The 16,593-nt window shown below is 59.0% G+C and carries 13 protein-coding genes; 7 read left to right on the forward strand and 6 right to left on the reverse strand.

Features of this window, described 5'->3' with window-relative positions; all coding sequences use genetic code 11:
* The first annotated feature begins 56 nt into the window (after positions 1 to 56).
* Complete coding sequence (locus tag HFP51_RS07280; RefSeq protein WP_176875107.1) at positions 57 to 1,988, forward strand: TIR domain-containing protein; 1,932 nt, start codon at positions 57 to 59, stop codon at positions 1,986 to 1,988.
* Here the strand turns inward: HFP51_RS07280 and HFP51_RS07285 are convergent.
* The 4 genes from HFP51_RS07285 to HFP51_RS07300 form a co-directional block, all read right to left on the reverse strand.
* Complete coding sequence (locus tag HFP51_RS07285; protein ID WP_176875108.1) at positions 1,985 to 3,409, reverse strand: hypothetical protein; 1,425 nt, start codon at positions 3,407 to 3,409, stop codon at positions 1,985 to 1,987. The genes HFP51_RS07280 and HFP51_RS07285 overlap by 4 nt on opposite strands.
* On the reverse strand, positions 3,406 to 4,113 hold the full coding sequence (locus HFP51_RS07290) for a hypothetical protein (RefSeq protein ID WP_176875109.1): 708 nt from the start codon (positions 4,111 to 4,113) through the stop codon (positions 3,406 to 3,408). Before HFP51_RS07290 ends, HFP51_RS07285 begins: the two co-directional genes overlap by 4 nt.
* A gap of 4 nt (positions 4,114 to 4,117) precedes the next feature.
* Positions 4,118 to 5,137, reverse strand: a complete 1,020-nt coding sequence (locus HFP51_RS07295; protein WP_176875110.1) for a catalase — start codon at positions 5,135 to 5,137, stop codon at positions 4,118 to 4,120.
* Between the two features lie 133 nt (positions 5,138 to 5,270).
* Positions 5,271 to 6,914 carry an AMP-binding protein gene (locus tag HFP51_RS07300; RefSeq protein WP_176875111.1) on the reverse strand — a complete coding sequence of 548 codons (1,644 nt, stop codon included), beginning with the start codon at positions 6,912 to 6,914 and terminating at the stop codon, positions 5,271 to 5,273.
* A 175-nt stretch (positions 6,915 to 7,089) separates the two neighbouring features.
* Between HFP51_RS07300 and HFP51_RS07305 the strand changes: the two genes are divergently transcribed.
* The 6 genes from HFP51_RS07305 to HFP51_RS07330 all read left to right on the forward strand — a co-directional run bounded on the left by HFP51_RS07305 (position 7,090) and on the right by HFP51_RS07330 (position 14,710).
* The gene (locus tag HFP51_RS07305) at positions 7,090 to 8,994 is read left to right on the forward strand and encodes a DUF3604 domain-containing protein (RefSeq protein WP_176875112.1); all 1,905 of its coding nucleotides are present in this window, start codon (positions 7,090 to 7,092) and stop codon (positions 8,992 to 8,994) included.
* 3 nt (positions 8,995 to 8,997) lie between these two features.
* Entirely contained in the window at positions 8,998 to 9,813 is an 816-nt protein-coding gene (locus HFP51_RS07310) for a peptidyl-prolyl cis-trans isomerase (RefSeq protein ID WP_176875113.1), read from the forward strand.
* Complete coding sequence (locus tag HFP51_RS07315) at positions 9,810 to 10,793, forward strand: HupE/UreJ family protein (protein ID WP_255454596.1); 984 nt, start codon at positions 9,810 to 9,812, stop codon at positions 10,791 to 10,793. The genes HFP51_RS07310 and HFP51_RS07315 overlap by 4 nt, the downstream gene beginning before the upstream one ends.
* Positions 10,794 to 10,877: 84 nt before the next feature.
* The gene (locus HFP51_RS07320; protein ID WP_176875114.1) at positions 10,878 to 11,876 is read left to right on the forward strand and encodes a haloalkane dehalogenase; all 999 of its coding nucleotides are present in this window, start codon (positions 10,878 to 10,880) and stop codon (positions 11,874 to 11,876) included.
* Positions 11,877 to 11,921: 45 nt separating this feature from the next.
* Entirely contained in the window at positions 11,922 to 13,010 is a 1,089-nt protein-coding gene (locus HFP51_RS07325; RefSeq protein WP_218135286.1) for an MBL fold metallo-hydrolase, read from the forward strand.
* On the forward strand, positions 13,007 to 14,710 hold the full coding sequence (locus HFP51_RS07330) for a solute:sodium symporter family transporter (RefSeq protein WP_255454597.1): 1,704 nt from the start codon (positions 13,007 to 13,009) through the stop codon (positions 14,708 to 14,710). The genes HFP51_RS07325 and HFP51_RS07330 overlap by 4 nt, the downstream gene beginning before the upstream one ends.
* On the opposite strand, the gene HFP51_RS07335 is transcribed toward HFP51_RS07330, so the two are convergent.
* Positions 14,703 to 15,632 (reverse strand): TauD/TfdA family dioxygenase, encoded by a 930-nt coding sequence (locus HFP51_RS07335; protein WP_176875115.1) that lies wholly within the window; start codon positions 15,630 to 15,632, stop codon positions 14,703 to 14,705. The genes HFP51_RS07330 and HFP51_RS07335 overlap by 8 nt on opposite strands.
* Positions 15,632 to 16,591, reverse strand: a complete 960-nt coding sequence (locus tag HFP51_RS07340; RefSeq protein WP_176875116.1) for an aldo/keto reductase — start codon at positions 16,589 to 16,591, stop codon at positions 15,632 to 15,634. Before HFP51_RS07340 ends, HFP51_RS07335 begins: the two co-directional genes overlap by 1 nt.
* Positions 16,592 to 16,593: the final 2 nt, after the last annotated feature.

Below are 16,593 nucleotides of genomic sequence, written 5' to 3' on the forward strand. Positions count from 1 at the left end.
TCTTGTTCCAACTGATCGTCGTGCTAGAGCTATTGATCTAGGGGGTCTGCACGGGAATGTCGGAAATTTTCATATCCTATGCGCGGTCGACGGAAGCCGCGGCGCAGCGCGTTGCCATGGCACTGCGTAATCTGGGCCACGAAGTGTGGTGGGATGAAGAGCTGCCCGCGCATCGCGCTTATGGTGATGTCATCGAAGATCGATTGCGGTCTGCCAAAGCGGTCGTCGTGATTTGGTCGGCCGACGCGGCAAAATCGCAATGGGTGCGCGCCGAAGCTGATTTGGCACGCAATCGTGGCAAGCTGGTGCAGCTGCGTATTGATGACTGCGCCCTTCCCCTGCCTTTCGATCAAATTCAATGCGTCAACCTTGCAGACTGGAGTGGAGATACCGAGGCTCTAGGCTGGCGGACAGTTGTGTCGAGCATCGATGCGCTCAAAAACCAGCAACCCACCGCTGCACCGGCGCCGGTCTTAAGCCATGTTACGCCAACGACGCGCGAGACACGGCTCGCTGTTCTGGCGTTCGACAATCTCTCGAATGACGAAGAACTTAGCTATTTTTCAGACGGTGTTAGCGAGGAAATTCTTTATACCATTGCCCGTGCCAAAGGCATGAAAGTGATCGGCAAGGCATCAAGCTTTCAGTTTCGCGGACCGGACAAGACAGCCCAGAAGATCGCCGAAGGATTGGGCGCAACACATATGCTCGATGGTTCAGTACGCCGTGCCGGAGACAATATCCGGATCAGCGCCGAACTTGTCGATACAGCCAGCCTGGAGACGCTGTGGAGCGATCGGTATGACCGGGCGCTGACCGACATATTTGCGCTGCAGGACGATATCGCTGCGGCCATTGCCACCGCTCTCAATCATCATTTCGCGCCGGATCAGGCACGCGGAGCGATCGATCCGACGGCCTATGATCTTTACCTGCAAGCACTGGCCGTTTTCGCGCAGGACCTGACCTGGGAAAATCGCAAGAAGTGCAAGGAATTGTTGGAAGAGGCCGTCGCGCTCTCACCAAATTTTGCGCAAGCATGGGGCCGTTTGGCCGTGTATCGGGAGGAGCATTCCGCCATTGTCGCGGCCGAACGCGGGCTAAGACTCGATCCCAATTGCGCGATCTCGATGGCAGCTCTGTCCATGACAAAACCAGCATTTTCAGACCATGCGGAGAAACTGGAACTCGCTGAGCGCGCCTATGTGTTGTCGCCCGATGACCAACTCGTTGCGGGAATCTACCATATGGTGCTGATCTCGCTTGGTTTATTGTCACGGGCCGGTTCGCTGTCGGAAGCACGGTATGAACGCGATCCTCTCAGTCCTGTTGTCGCAGGCAGCCTGGCAATGGCCTATCGATCCATGGGTCGAAAGGCCGCGGCAATATCCACGGCTGATAATGCCGTCCGCGACTTGGCTGATGCCGAATATGTGCTCTTCTTGCGCGGTGTCATCGCGATCTTCGATAACGATATCGACTGCGCGGAAGAAATGGCGAAATTGGCGACTGCGGATGGCGATGCCGCACCGTTGCAAATCCTGGTGGGCTTTATTCGCGCAATCGAGACTATGGATGCGGCAACGCGGGCCGCCACCGTGACCCAGTTCCTCCACCGCAACGCGCCGCATAGCTATTTTGTTGATGTTGGCCTGGCCGGCGCAATGGGCGAAGTCGACATCGCGATGGAGCATCTCCTGGATACAATTCGGGAAGGACGGCCGCTGGAATTCACGCCGGACAATGACGGCCGCGCGGCCACTGATGCGACGGTTACCATTGGGCTGTTCATGCCAAACTGCGAAGCGCTGCGCCGCGACAAGAGATTTGCGGAAGTTTGCGTGCGTCTTGGTCTTTATGATTTCTGGCGCGACACCGGATTATGGCCCGACTGTGTCGCAGAACTGGCCGACATCTATGATCTCAAGGCCGAATGTGAGAAGCTCGTCGATAGCTTCGACCGCTATCAGGCGCAGCCAGCGGGTTAGCCGCGCAGCGACGCGAGATACCGGATCGCAGAAATGCTCGGCAGGAACGTATAGGCGCCGCCGCGGACATGCACGAGACGCGGAAGGCCCTCCAAATGAATTACCTTTCCGGACGGCAGTGGAATATCGAACCAGCTCGTCTCGGGATGGTTAGCGCCGAGCAACGGATCGTTGCAGCCCGTAATCCGTGGATCCTGTAACCCCAGATTGATCCAATCGCACATCAGTGCCTCAAACTGCGCAGCCAGGTTTGCGCAGAGGAAATTGCCGAGCAATCCACGCTCTTTGCCATCGGGTTTTGCAGGATCGAAGGGATCGCCATAGGGAATCCCGCGTCGGACAACCCGCCGTGTGTGATTGGCCGCCCGCTGCACTATCTTGCCGCCCCGCGGATTGGCACGGCGAGTATGCGCGCCATAGGGGCAACGATCGCCATGGGTATAGTCGAAGTCCGTGAGTGACACCTTTTCGGCGGGATTTGGCGTATCGGGCGATAGCGCAATCGGTACGCCATTGCGCCAACGGCCGCACATCTTGGCCGCAACAACTTCGCACAGCGCTGCATGGCGGGACATGTCCGGTCCGATTTTCTCTTCGTCACCCGGCGGCAACAACTCGTCCGCCAGCGGATCGGTGAGGAGGTAATTGGCCGCCTGTTTGAGATAGTTTTCAAATGCTTCCACGTCCTGGGCTAGCACGCGGAAGGCGTTGTAGCAGCCATTGCGGCCGAGAGCGTCAGGCTCCGGGATGGTCCAGAGCAGGCCTTCATATTCCGTCTCATAGCCCATCAACATTGAGCCAAGCGGGGCTAAGGGTTGTTTATCCGGGAAACGGTCTCTGTCATGAATGCCAATAAAGCGCGGCTGCGAAATATTGTCGCGGTAATCGAAATGGACATTGTCGCCGTCGAAATTCCAACCATCCCGGGCACCCAGGATCTTGAATGCCTGATATTCGCCAGATCCCGGGATAAGAGCCTCCACGCGATCCAGATGCTCAACATCATCGGCATGGATTGACGCGATCATATGGATTTTGGTCGTGTCATCAAATGGTGCGGGCCAGTGGTCCGGGGCGCTGGTACCGGTATCGCCGAGTTTCACTGCCTGGGCATCCATGCCTTCGACAAATTCGTCCGGGAAGGTTCGCAGCGATGCCTTGGATACGCCAAGCGCACGCAAGCCATGGACCGTGAACGCGATGTTGAAACAGGACTCCGGCTTGACGTCCCAATGCTCTTCGGTGGTAATCGGCGGGTCGCCTTCAACGCCAGAGACTGTAGCGCTCAGCCAGCCGCGTGCCAGGCGAGCGTTGACAACTTCCAGCATCACATGGCGCACCCGGCCATAGCGATAGCCGCGCAGAATATTCCCCTGGACATCGGCCGGGTTGAATCCGTTGTTGATCTCAATCGCGCTCACCAGCCCATCCCCGTGTCGCGCCGGATCTCGCCGACAGACACAGCCGGATATCCGCGATAGCCACCCAACAAGACGTTACGGTTTGCATGCAGTTGAAGAACGATCGCGCGCGGCAGCAGTCGCAGGTCTTCGTTGACCAGATCGCCGGTCGCGTCCGGGTCGCTATATTGCATCATATCGGTCACGATATTGGGGAATTGGTAGAGGTCGTGATCGCGCACCCAATCGATAAAGGCCTCGATATTCTCCTCGGTCGGAAGAACATCATCGCCATCCTCGATCAGCGCCACCACCCCGTCGAAAACCCCGCCAATCTGGGCAATGAAGTCACGGATATAATTAGTGAAATCGCCGTCATAAGCCGAGATCATGCACAGATTATTGTCGATGATCACAAAGCGGGCGAAGTGCACATTGCCGACATTGTCGAGCCCTGCAAAAATCGCATCGAGATTGGCTGCAATGGTTTGCGCCGCCATGGCGCGACCGAGCGCCGTTTTGTCTTTCAACGGCATGACCAGGTTCATCATCTGTTGCAGGTTGTCGCCCGATTGAATGGCCTGTGACGGGCCGCCCCGGCGTTTTGGAACCGGCCGCCACCAGGCCCAAAAAGGCACCAGCACATGGCCCGCGAGAAATTTGAAGAACCGCGACGTGCCCATCTTGTCGACAAAGCGATTGAACCAGCTGGGTTTGGTGGACATGGGATCACTCATTGTTGAAGGGACAGGCCGTGCCGTTGCGCAGTTCGCGCGAATATTCGTAAGCATCCTTGCGGGCTGCAAGGATGGGATCGTCCGACAGATCGATGCCCGACACCAGACGACACGGGTTGAAGCTGATATCTTTGCTATCGGCGTCCTGATCTTCGGCGATCGCTGTCAGCGCCAGTGTACCCATTACAATGCGTTTGCGTTTCATCGGCCAGCGGCGTGTTGGATCGTCAAGGGCATCGCCCTCTTCGCCGATCGTCATCAGCAAGAGGAATTTTGCCGGCCATTTGTCGAGCCGATCGCGCAGCTCCTGGTGGAGATATTTGTCGACAGGGGGTGCGCTCGGATCGGTCAGCTTTACACCAGCGACCGGCTGCCACTGAAAGCGAACATTGCGATGCCGACCATCCGGCCCTGTCACAACAAATGTATGCACGGCATTATAGGTTGCGCGAACATAGCTGACCGGCGCCCCGATCGTACCCGCGTCAAATACCGCTAACTGGGCGGAGCGATGATGGTTCGCATATTTCAGCGATCCGGTCGCATTGGTTTTGTGCTGGTCCGGATAGGGATTGGGCATTGGTGGTTTGAGCTGAAGCATGTCCTTGATCTTCGACCATGCTGATTCAACCACTGCTGGCGTTTCTTTCGATGCCTCGGCAAATTCCAGAAACTCGTCGACTGTGCGCACGAAAAACTCACCCAGAGTCATCATGATCAGGTCAGTTGCGCGGTCATCCTTCAGGTGAAATCGCGTCGCCATGCCGCGCACATCGGACCAACCATCGCGTTCCTTGATGCTGCCCGCACCATTGGAGAAGCGCACAGTGACCGGCACTTGCTGGCGTTGGAAATGTTCGGCGGTGCAATAGTCCGGTGCCACGTTTGACCCTTCGAAATGGCCGATCGCGCTGATGCCGACCGTATGGATCGGCCGATTGCCCTTGCCGTGATTCGGGAAGTCCTCGATGATTGCATCGACGAGCTGTTGCGCAATACTGGGTTCGTCCATACCGCCCCCTATTCGGATAGACTTTCAGCGATTTAAGCAGGCCTGCTGCCATCGATTACCAACCAGCATCGACGCTTTGTACGTGGAGTGCAAGCTGGACCAAATACTGGCCACGCATTTGGCGGCCCGCCAATCAGCCCGCAGCTTCAGCGTCCAGCGCGCGTTGCTTGATCGCGGCATAATCGAGTTTTCCGTTCGGAGCGCGACCGACGCTGTCGACATAGAGGAAGGATCGCGGCGTCTTATAGTCGGCCAGTTGATCGCGCACCCAGCCGACCAAAGTCTCATCGCCGGGATTGTCCGCACCCGGCATCAGTTCGACCACCGCGCAGATCCGTTCACCCCAGCGCGGATCCGGCAAGCCGGTAACCGCCACATCGCGTACCGCATCATGTCGGCGGAGCGCCTCTTCCACCTCTTCAGGGAAGACTTTCTCACCACCCGTATTGATACATTGCGAACCGCGGCCCAGAATTTCGAGCGTGCCGTCGTCATTGACCAACGCCCAATCGCCCGGGATGCACCAGCGCTCCCCTTCGATGACCGGAAAAGTCTTCGCGGTTTTCTCTTCGTCCTTATAGTATCCGACCGGATTGAATCCGCCGACGGCGAGCATCCCTTTCTCACCCGACCCCGGTTCGACGCGGCGATGATCCTCGGTGAAGACAGCGCAGGTCTCACCGCTCTCAAAACGTGCGGTTTGCGTTTCTCCCTGAGCATTGGTGACCGACATGCCCATGCCCAATGCTTCGGACGACGAATAGCTGTCGATCAGATTGACCTGCGGCATGTGGCGGATCAGGCCAAGCTTGGTCTCGCGGGTCCACATTGCGCCGGACGAGGTCATCAGCAACATGCTCGAGAGGTCCCACCGGCCCGGGTTCGCGTCGAGCGCATCCAGCAATGGCTGGCCGAACGGTTCCCCGACAATCGTGGATCGCGTCGCTTTGTGCTGGGCTGCTGTATCGAGCATTCCCTCGGCCGAAAATTTGCCGGTTGGCAGCAGGATCACGGTGCCACCAGCGACCAGCGCTGCCATCGAGGTCAGCAAACCGGTGCCATGCATTAGCGGCGGCGCGATAAGCGACCGAGATTTGAGCGGCGATGCAGCCGCTCTTGGCCCCGCATCTTCCGGCTTGTCGAGCGGCGGCACGCCCAGCAAGGGCACCGCACCAAATTCGCTTTTCGCCAGGAGATCATGCAGCCGCCACATCACACCCTTGGGCATGCCGGTCGTACCACCGGTATAGATCATCAACAGGTCTTCATTGCTCCGGCCCCAATCGGCTTCGTACGGCCGTTGCGCGGCATCGACCCCAATCACATCTTCGTAGCGCACCGCCCAATCGGGGCAATCTGCGTCGCCGACGCCTGCGGCGATCCAGCGCTTCACGGTGCCCAACGTCTCTCGAACCGCCTCAATCGTCGCAGCATATTCGATATCGAACAACACCACTTCGGCATCGGCATTATCGATGAGATAAGCGAGCTCGGCCGAGGTGTAACGATAATTGATGTTCAGCGGCGTGAGCGCGGCCTTGAAGGATGCGTAATAGCCAACGAGAAATTCCGGACGGTTGGGCGTGTACATCGCGACGCTCGCCTTCTGGCCCAATCCTTCACCGACCATATAGGCCGCCAGTGCATCGGCCTGGCGATCGAATTCTGCCCAGCTCACAACAGTGTCGCCCTGAATGATGGCGGCTTCGTCCGGCTGCGCTGCCGCAATCGACTCCCAGAGATAGGCGTAGTTCCAGATTATTTCATTCTCGGCCATTGCGGTGGCGCTCCTCTCGATCCTTCGCTGGAAAGGGTAAACTGTACCGGGAAATCCTGCGCTCGCAATGGCTAGGCGGTGAATAGTGGCATCAATCAGGAATTATTACCCACTTGCCTCGCCCGCCTCTACCGGCCCATAGTCAAGTCGGGGGGATGCTTCGGGAGGGCGCACAATGATGAAATCGAGATTCCACAAAGGGGGCGGCATGTTGGCCCTCTCCGCCATGCTGCTATCGGCATGCCAGTCAGGCGAGCGGGCCCCAACACCAGAGGAACTGGCCATGTCACCGGATGGCGGCACGACCGCGTGCCCGAGCCAGGTGCTATGGGGTGATACCCATCTGCACACCTCCAACAGTGTCGACGCGGTGTTCAATGGCGTACGCCTGACGGCTGAAGACGCGCTTCGCTTTGCGCGCGGCGATGAAGTTCGCTCGACAACGGGTCTTGATGCGCAATTGTCGCGACCGCTCGATTTTCTTGTTGTCTCGGATCATGCCGAGGTAATCGGCATTGGCCGCCGCATTGCTGACGGCGATCCGGCATTGATCTCCGACCCGACCGTCCGGCGGTGGCATGAGATGATGAACGAGAGCTATGCGCAATCGACCCGCGCCGCGCGCGAGCTGATTGTTGGCTATGCGCAAGACACACTGCCAGAAATACTGGCAGATCCGGAAATCGCGCGTGAGACGATAACCTCCACCTGGGCCGAACATGTCGAGACGGTCGAGCGCTATAATGACCCGGGCACCTTCACCAGTTTCATCGGCTATGAATATACCTCCATGCCGACCGGCAATAATCTGCACCGTGTCGTAATGTATCGGGACGGGTTGGACGTATTTGGCGAAACACTCCCCTTCCCGGCCAATCAGAGCCAGGATCCCGAAGACCTATGGGCCTATCTTGCGGCTTATGAGGAACGGACCGGCGGCCGGGCCATGGCCATTCCGCACAATGCCAATCTATCGAACGGCCTGATGTTTGCGATGGAAGATTTCGAAGGCAACGCGCTGACTCGCGACTATGCTGAACGTCGCCAGCGCTGGGAGCCGATTGTCGAAGTCACCCAGTTCAAGGGCGATGGCGAAGCGCATCCCAGCCTCTCCCCAGACGATGAATTTGCCGATTTCGGCAATACCGGCTGGGACACGGCCAATCTCGATGCGTCCATACCGAAAGAACCCGGGATGTTCGAGGGCGAATATGCCCGCGCCGCCTTGCAGCGCGGTCTGCTCCTTGAATCACTGCTCGGCGTCAATCCGTTCCAGTTCGGCATGATCGGCGCGACCGACAGCCATACGGCGCTCGCAACCGGCGATGAGGACAATTATTTCGGCAAGTTCGTTTCCGACGAACCCAATGCTACGCGGGCGGCACACTCGATCGGTGCTTCGATCAGAGGCCGGCTCGGCTGGCAATATCTGGCAGGCGGCTATGCGGGCGTCTGGGCCGGCGCCAATTCGCGCGCGGCTATCTTCGATGCGATGGCGCGCCGGGAAGTCTATGCCACAACTGGCCCGCGCATGACGGTCCGGCTGTTTGCTGGCTGGGATCTGGAAGATGCCGATCTCTCCGCCGATCCGTGCACTCTGTATGACCGGGCTGTGCCGATGGGCGGCAATCTCTCAGGCACCGGTGATGCACCGCGCTTACTGGTGACCGCAATGATGGATCCGGAAGGTGCCAATCTCGATCGCGTACAGATCGTCAAAGGCTGGCTCGACAGTGACGGGGAGCTGCAGGAGCAGGTCTATGACATTGCCTGGGGCGATGCCGACACGCGCAGCGTCGATGACGATGGTCGCGTCGCGCCGGTCGGCAATACCGTCGACCTTGAAGCGGCAACCTATGAGAACAGCATTGGTGATCCTGAGCTCAGCGCTGTCTGGACCGATCCGGATTTCGATCCGGCTGAGCGGGCTTTCTATTATGTTCGCGTCATCGAGATCCCGACGCCGCGCTGGCCGGTATATGATCGGCTGCGCTTCGGGGCAGAGATTGCCGAGGGCACTGAGCTTGTTTCGCAAGAACGCGCCTATAGCTCACCCGTCTGGTACTCGCCGGAAGCCTAGTTGATGGAAAGCCGATGGCGGTCATGGCTGCGCGAGCCGCTGGTCCATTTCCTGCTGGTAGGAGCATTGCTGTTCCTTGTGCTGGGCCGCTCTGGGACGGGCCATCCTGAAGGCTATTCAATCCGCGTTGATGACGATCAGATCGCGCGTATTGCGGCCAATTGGGAGCGAACCTGGCAACGTCCGCCCACCGCAGAGGAGCTGGACCGACTCATCGACGGATTTGTGCGCGAGGAAATCTACTTCCGCGAAGCATTGCGATTGGGTCTGGACGAGGATGACATCGTCATCCGCCGACGCCTCCGATCGAAGATGGAGTTTCTTGCCCGGGCATCGGTCGAAAGCGAAGCGCCAGATGATAGCGTGCTGCAGCAATGGCTGGACGATCATCCGGAGATCTACGCGGTCGATGCCGTGATGACTTTTGATCAAATCTATCTCGGTGAGGATGGCGAGGAAGCCGATATCCGCGCGGCCCTGGAAAATGGAACCGACCCGCAGGAGCTTAGCGCGACGACGCGCTTGCCGTTCAGCATGGCCGGCGCCAGCCGATCTGCGGTTGAGCGCCAGTTTGGCGAGGCATTTGCAGGCGCTATCGATGCGGAACTGATTGGCGAGTGGCAAGGGCCGGTTCAATCGGGCTTTGGCGCGCATCTCGTGCGGCTGCGGGCCTATGATGCTGGTCAGACGCCAACGCTGGCCGATGTCCGCCAACGGGTTGAGAATGACTGGCGAGACGCCACCGCTGCACAGCGCGAAGAAGAAGCCTTTGCCCTTCTCCGCTCGGCCTATTCGGTTGAGATCGAAGGCCGCGATTGAGGTATCTGGCGGCGTTTCTGTTTGCGATCCTGATATCGCTCTCGACCGCAGCTTCGGCCGACGAAATGCGGCCCGGTTATCTCGATTTCACCCAGCAAAGCGAGAGCCAGTGGCGCCTCGTCTGGAAGGCACCGGCCGGTAATGGAATCACGACGGGGGTTGAACCTGTCGTGCCACCTGGCTGCACGATGGGCAGGCCTTCGCAGCGGACCGTGCCTCGCGCTGTCGTCACGCAATGGACGGTGGAGTGTGAAGGAGCGGTTATTGGCCAGCCGATCGGACTCGCCAATTATCAGGCAAGCCTCGTCGATGTCCTGCTGCGTGTCGCTCCGCTCGATCGTCCCTCCCAGGCCATTCGCCTGACTCCTTCGGAACCCATGGCGGAAATCGCAGCGCGTGCGGACCGGTGGCAGGTGGCGCGCACTTATTTTGTTATTGGCATCGACCATATAGTCTTCGGCTTTGATCACCTGCTCTTCGTGCTGGCATTGGTGTTGCTGCTCAAAGGCGGCTGGACGATCGCCAAGACCGTCACCGCCTTCACCATCGCGCATTCGATCACGCTGGTCGGTATGACGCTGGGGTTTTTCGGGCTTCCTTCCCAACCTGTCGAGGCGGTGATCGCGCTGTCGATCCTGTTTCTCGCCGTGGAGATCGTAAAGCGACGCGACGGCGAACCACCGCGTCTGTCCGAACGGATTCCCTGGCTCGTCGCCTTTCTTTTCGGACTGTTGCACGGCTTTGGCTTTGCCGGCGCACTGGCCGAGATAGGCTTGCCAGAGAATGAAACCCCGATGGCTTTGCTCACCTTCAACCTTGGTGTGGAGGTTGGCCAGCTCGCGATTGTCTTCGTCGCACTTGGCCTGCTCGCGCTCGTCGATCGTTTCGCCACCGCGCTCAGTCATCCCGGCAAGCGCATCGCCGCTTATGCCATCGGTATTACCGCAAGCTATTGGTTCATCGAACGGACCCTGGCCTAGCGAGGCCGCATCCTTGCAGCCTTTGAAATTGACCGGGAACCGACCATCGCATAGCTCGGAGCGGAATAGGTCAGGAGAGAATAGATGGATGTAAAGCGCACCCCGGATAGCTGTTTCGAAGGATTGTCCGGCTATCCGTTCGAACCGCATTACCACATTGTCACAGCAGCGGACGGAACTGAGCTGCGCCTCCATTATCTCGACGAGGGGCCGAGCGACGGCGAGCCGATCTTGTGCATGCATGGCCAACCAAGCTGGTCCTATCTCTATCGCAAGATGATCCCGATCCTGACCGCCGCCGGCTATCGCGTTATCGCACCCGACCTGATTGGCTTTGGCCGGTCAGACAAACCCGCCAGCATCGACGATTACACCTATGCCGGCCATGTCGACTGGATGGAGCAATGGCTGACGGGGCTGGACCTCAATGGCCTGACATTGGTCTGCCAGGATTGGGGCGGATTGATCGGCCTGCGGCTTGTGGGCGCGCATCCGGATCGCTTTGCGCGTCTGGTGATCGCCAATACCGGGCTCCCAAGCTCAGCCCAGGTGAATGATGACATGTCGGAAATGCTCGGCAAAATGTATCCGGCCGTGCCGGTGCCGAGCGCCCAGGAGGTCGGCGAGCAGTTCCAAAGCGGCAATCCCGGCGCGTTTCTCTATTGGGTGAAATATGCCGCCGAAGCGCCCGACTTTACGCCGCGCGCGGTATTCGAGCTTCTCTCCCAGATTGAGGATTCGGACGTTCTCGATGGCTATGCCGCGCCGTTCCCGGATGAAAGCTATATCGCTGGCGCTCGCAAATTCCCCAGCCTGGTGCCACTGCTGCCGCATCACAAGGCCGATCGGGAAGACAATGACCGGGCATGGGCTGTCCTCGAAAAGTTCGACAAGCCCGTGCTGACCGCTTTTTCCGATCAGGATCCGGTTACCCGTGGCGGCGAGAAGGCATTTCAGGATCGCGTTGCCGGCGCCAAAGGTCGCGATCATGTGACCATCGCTGGCGGTGGGCACTTCCTGCAAGAAGACAGCGCCCAAGCCCTTTCAGATGCTGTGATCACATTCATGCGGGAAACAGGCTGACGGGCGGCAAGTGATAGATCGGGATTGGACCAGGGCGATACGGGGATGAGCAAAGCCATGCGTTGGATACTACTTACCGCTGGGCTGATCGCGGTCGTGTTGGCAGCCAGCTATTTCCTGTTCCAACGCCAGATCGGCCAGATGTTGTTCGAGCGAGCTGTGACCCAGCGGGTTGCGCAAGACCCGACCGCGGACCTGCCTGATGGGCTGCATGTCTATATGTGCGGAACCGGATCGCCGATGGCGGACCACAATCGAGCCGGCCCCTGTGTCGGGATCGTCGCCGGCGAGCAGGCGGTTCTATTCGATGTCGGGGCTGGCAGCATGCGGACCGCCAATCGGATGGGTTTCCCGGTCGCCCAGATCCAGACCCTGTATCTCACCCATCTCCATTCCGATCATTTTGACGGTATTGGCGAATTGCTGGTCCAGGCCTGGGTCGGCGGCAGCAGAGACACGCCCCTCCCTGTTCTGGGGCCCGCCGGGACGATCGAGACTGTGGAGGGGATCAACGCGGCCTATCGCGTCGACAGTAGCTATCGGACGGCTCACCATGGCGCTGCGGTCGCCAATCCCGATGGCTATGGATTTGCCCCTGTCGAGTTTGAGGTCACCCACAGCGATGACAATATGGTCGTGTTCGATCGCGATGGTTTGACGATCACGGCGTTTCCCGTATCCCACGATCCGATTGTCAATCCGGTTGGCTATCGGATCGACTATGGCGGCCGATCCGTGGTGATCAGCGGTGACACGATCTATCAGGAAAGCCTGGTTGCTGCAGCGCAAGACGTCGACATTCTGATCCATGAGGCGCTCGACCCCGATATGATTGGGCTGATGGAACAGGCGGCGGAAGATCAGGGTGCAGACGCGATCGCCAAAGTATTATTCGATATCCAGGACTATCACGCCTCGCCGGAAGACGCGGCCCGGGCCGCGCAAGAAGCTGGGGCCGGTGAGCTTGTCCTTTATCATATCGTACCGCCGCTACCGACGAGCATGCTCAATGCGTTTTTTCTCGGAGACGCGGAAAGCCTGTTCGATGGTCCGATCCATGTCGGTGAAGATGGCATGCGAATTAGCCTTCCAGCTGACAGCGACACGGTGACGATCAGCAATACGCTACGGTGACGTCGCTCGGCTTTACCCTTGCTAGCTGTGTGTTCTTCATGGCGCTGGTCGGCTGGCTCAGCTGGCTGAAGACCCGCGGGACTGTCGATACCAAGGATGGCTATTTCCTCGCCGGGCGCGGTTTGGGCGCGACCTTTATCGCCGGCTCGCTATTGCTCACCAATCTCTCTGCCGAGCAGCTAATCGGGCTCAACGGCTCGGCCTATGGCTATAATCTGTCGAGCATGGCCTGGGAGGTGACGGCGGCTGTAGCGACAATCGCGATGGCGCTGATATTCCTGCCGCGCTATCTGGCCGGTGCCTTCACGACATTGCCGGAATTTCTGAACGATCGTTTTGACCCGACTGTGCGGCGCATGTCAGTGATCCTGTTCATGCTGGGCTATGGTCTGGTGACGATACCCTCGGTTCTCTATTCCGGATCGGTTGCTGTGATGCTGTTGTTCGATGTCCCGGCACTGACCGGGCTCGATTATTTCTCGGCGCTGGTCGGGACGGTCGTGTTGATCGGCGTGGTGGGTTCGATCTACGCCATATTCGGCGGCCTCAAGGCGGTGGCGGTTTCGGATACACTGAACGGCATCGGGCTGTTGATCGTTGGCATCATGGTGCCGGTGCTTGGGCTGATCGCGCTGGGCGATGGCGACATAACCAATGGCCTGGCGCGGATCACGGCAGACCATCCCGACAAGCTCAACGCGATTGGCGCGGCGGACGATCCCACGCCGTTCGGGACGATCTTCACCGGCATGATATTCGCCAATCTCTTTTACTGGTGCACCAACCAATATGTCATTCAGCGGACGCTGGGTGCGCGCTCTCTAGCCGAGGGTCAGAAGGGTGTTTTGTTCTCCGGCTTCTTCAAGGTGCTGGTGCCGTTCCTGATGATGATCCCCGGCGTCATCGCCTTCCATCTTTACGGCCCCGGGCTTGGCTCGATCGACGAGGCCTATCCGCGTCTCATCCGCGATGTGCTGCCGGTCTATCTCACCGGGTTCTTCCTTGCCGTGCTGTTGGGCGCGGTGTTCAGTTCGTTCAATTCGCTGCTCAACAGTGCGGCCACATTATTCTCGCTCGATGTCTATGCGCCGGCACGCGGTGGCAAGGCGAGTGATGCCGAATTGGTCCGCATCGCCAAGATTGCAAGCGTCGTAATCGCACTCTTCTCCTTCGTCGTCGCGCCGCTCCTCTACTTCGCCGAAGAAGGCCTTTGGCAGGTCATCCGGATATTCACAGGATTTTATAATATACCGACAGTAGTTATTGTAATTGTAGGTCTTTTTACCCAGCGCGTGCCTGCTCTTGGTGCCAAGATCGTGATCATCTTCCATGTCGTCACCTATGGCCTGTTGCGGTTCGTATTCGATGATGTGGTGACGCTGCACTTCCTCCATCAATATGCCTTGCTCTTTGGTATCGAGGTGCTGATCATGCTGGCATGCGGCGCTTGGAAGCCGCGCGAAACGCCATGGAGTTTCACACCGAAAAGCGAGGTCGACATGACGCCGTGGCGCTTTGCCAAACCGCTCGCGGTCACGCTCTTCTCATGCGTCGTTGCGCTCTACCTGATCTTCTCGCCAATCGGTTTTGCCTCGGGCAATGGCGCGACTGCAGCCCTGCCCATTCTGCTCGCTCTCCTGGCAGCGGGCAACACAGCCATGTGGTTCTGGGCTGCGCGAATTGCCCGCCCGGCTATTTGATGAGCGAGGCCAGCACGCGGCGTTTTCCAACGAAGGGACGGCGCCCGTGCATGACGCGGAAATTGTCGACCAGCGCGACATCGCCGGCCTGCCATTCCAGATCGTAGGACAGCGCGTCCGCGAGCGCGATCGCGCCGGCCATCTGATCGCCATCGATCGGCGTACCATCACCAAAGCAAATCGATTTGGACGGATCGTTGCGGCTATCTGACCAGCCGCGAAACGCAGCAATCAGCTGGTTGAAGAAACTGCGCGATCCGTCCGGCAAGCTGCGCACCGCATCGAGCGGTGGGGTCGTTACTCGGAGCGTCTCATCGTCCTGCCATTCCCACTCATAACCGAGCGACTGCAATCGCGCCTCGGCGGCATCGGGCGTGTCCGCGCTCAATGTACTGCGCCAGCTGCGACCCTGGCCGGACCCGGTATCATCATCTGCCGGCATGACATTGGTGTAGCGCACGCGCTTCTCGGCAAAGGCGGCGACAAACTCTGGATCGGCCGCCTCCATTTGCTCGAGCAGGATATCCGACCGGCACAATGGCGTTGCGCCGCCTTCATCCGGCGCGATCTCGCAATAGAAGAAGAGCTTGCTCGGATAGATCGGCGTCTGCGCCATTTCATGATGGAGATAGATGCTGGTGGTGGGTGGCGCTTCATTCGCCGTGAACACCCGATCCGTGACATTCACCCGGACGGCATTGGAGAGGGAGTCGGCATAGGCGAAGTCCTCCTCCCCATAGCCGCCAACCACCGCGTCGAATGCCTGCGGATCGGGGACCTCAAAACCGCGAAAGAGAATGGCGCCGCTTGTCGCCAGTTGCGCATCGAGTGCGGCCTTCTCGCGCGCAAAATAGGCGGCCAGGTCGCCTTCGCCGGAGATGATCGTCGGGAAATCACTGTCCATCGCGCCGCGCTCCGTCATCAATCGTAGATCGGATGGAAGGTGCCAAAGGCAGCTTCGGTAAACACGCCGGGATCATTGAAACGCCGATTGGCATTGAGCGCTGAGATCGCTTCCATCTCCGCTTCGCTAAGGGAGAAATCCGAGATGGCGAGATTTTCGCGCATCCGATCGGGTTTGCTCGTCTTGGGAATGATCGCTGTACCGCGCTGAATACCCCAGCGCAGGACGATCTGTGCCGGTGTCTTGCGATGGGCTTCGGCCGCCGCTCGCACCACCGCCTCATTGAGCACGCTATCGCCGTCGCCCGCCATATCAAGCTCGACATAGGACAGTGCGCCGAGCGGCGAAAAGGCGGTGACCGGAATGCCATACTCCCCGGCCAGCCGGACCAGCTTATCCTGCGTCAGATAGGGGTGCGCCTCGATCTGCAAAGCCGCTGGCCGGATCTTTGCGTAACTCATCAGGTCGTGGATCAAGGCGCTGTTATAATTGCATATCCCGATCTGGCGAACGAGACCCAAGTCGACCAGGCTTTCCATTGCGGCCCAGGTCTCATGCAGCGGTACAGGCGCACGCACCATCTCGGGATTTTCAGCTTCGGGATCGTAGATCCATTCCGGCGGATAGCGTGTTTCAATCGGCACATAAGCAAGCGCGATCGGGAAATGGATCAGATAGAGATCGAGATAGTCGAGGCCGAGATCGGTGAGGGATTTCCGACAGGCCAGCTCGACATGCTCGGGCGCGTGGAATGTGTTCCACAGCTTCGAGGTGATCCAGAGCTCATCGCGCGTCACCAGCCCTTGACCGATTGCAGCAGCAATCCCCTCGCCCACCGCAGTTTCATTTGCATAATCCGCGGCGCAATCGAAATGCCGATACCCTGCTTTGACGGCCTCAAGGATCGTCGCCTCGCAATCTTCCGGTGCAACCTTCCAAAGGCCAAAACCGATCTGAGGCATGTCTGCGAGAGGCATTA

The sequence above is a fragment of the Parasphingopyxis sp. CP4 genome (assembly GCF_013378055.1).
GTDB lineage: Bacteria > Pseudomonadota > Alphaproteobacteria > Sphingomonadales > Sphingomonadaceae > Parasphingopyxis.

What these genes read in the sequence shown, in the direction of transcription:
- HFP51_RS07295 (WP_176875110.1), bottom strand. Translation starts at nt 5,137, where the DNA reads ATGGACGAACCCAGTATTGCGCAACAGCTCGTCGATGCAATCATCGAG.
- HFP51_RS07310 (WP_176875113.1), top strand. Translation starts at nt 8,998, where the DNA reads ATGGAAAGCCGATGGCGGTCATGGCTGCGCGAGCCGCTGGTCCATTTC.
- HFP51_RS07305 (WP_176875112.1), top strand. Translation starts at nt 7,090, where the DNA reads ATGATGAAATCGAGATTCCACAAAGGGGGCGGCATGTTGGCCCTCTCC.
- HFP51_RS07335 (WP_176875115.1), bottom strand. Translation starts at nt 15,632, where the DNA reads ATGACGGAGCGCGGCGCGATGGACAGTGATTTCCCGACGATCATCTCC.
- HFP51_RS07340 (WP_176875116.1), bottom strand. Translation starts at nt 16,591, where the DNA reads ATGCCTCTCGCAGACATGCCTCAGATCGGTTTTGGCCTTTGGAAGGTT.
- HFP51_RS07300 (WP_176875111.1), bottom strand. Translation starts at nt 6,914, where the DNA reads ATGGCCGAGAATGAAATAATCTGGAACTACGCCTATCTCTGGGAGTCG.
- HFP51_RS07290 (WP_176875109.1), bottom strand. Translation starts at nt 4,113, where the DNA reads ATGTCCACCAAACCCAGCTGGTTCAATCGCTTTGTCGACAAGATGGGC.
- HFP51_RS07325 (WP_218135286.1), top strand. Translation starts at nt 11,922, where the DNA reads ATGAGCAAAGCCATGCGTTGGATACTACTTACCGCTGGGCTGATCGCG.
- HFP51_RS07280 (WP_176875107.1), top strand. Translation starts at nt 57, where the DNA reads ATGTCGGAAATTTTCATATCCTATGCGCGGTCGACGGAAGCCGCGGCG.
- HFP51_RS07320 (WP_176875114.1), top strand. Translation starts at nt 10,878, where the DNA reads ATGGATGTAAAGCGCACCCCGGATAGCTGTTTCGAAGGATTGTCCGGC.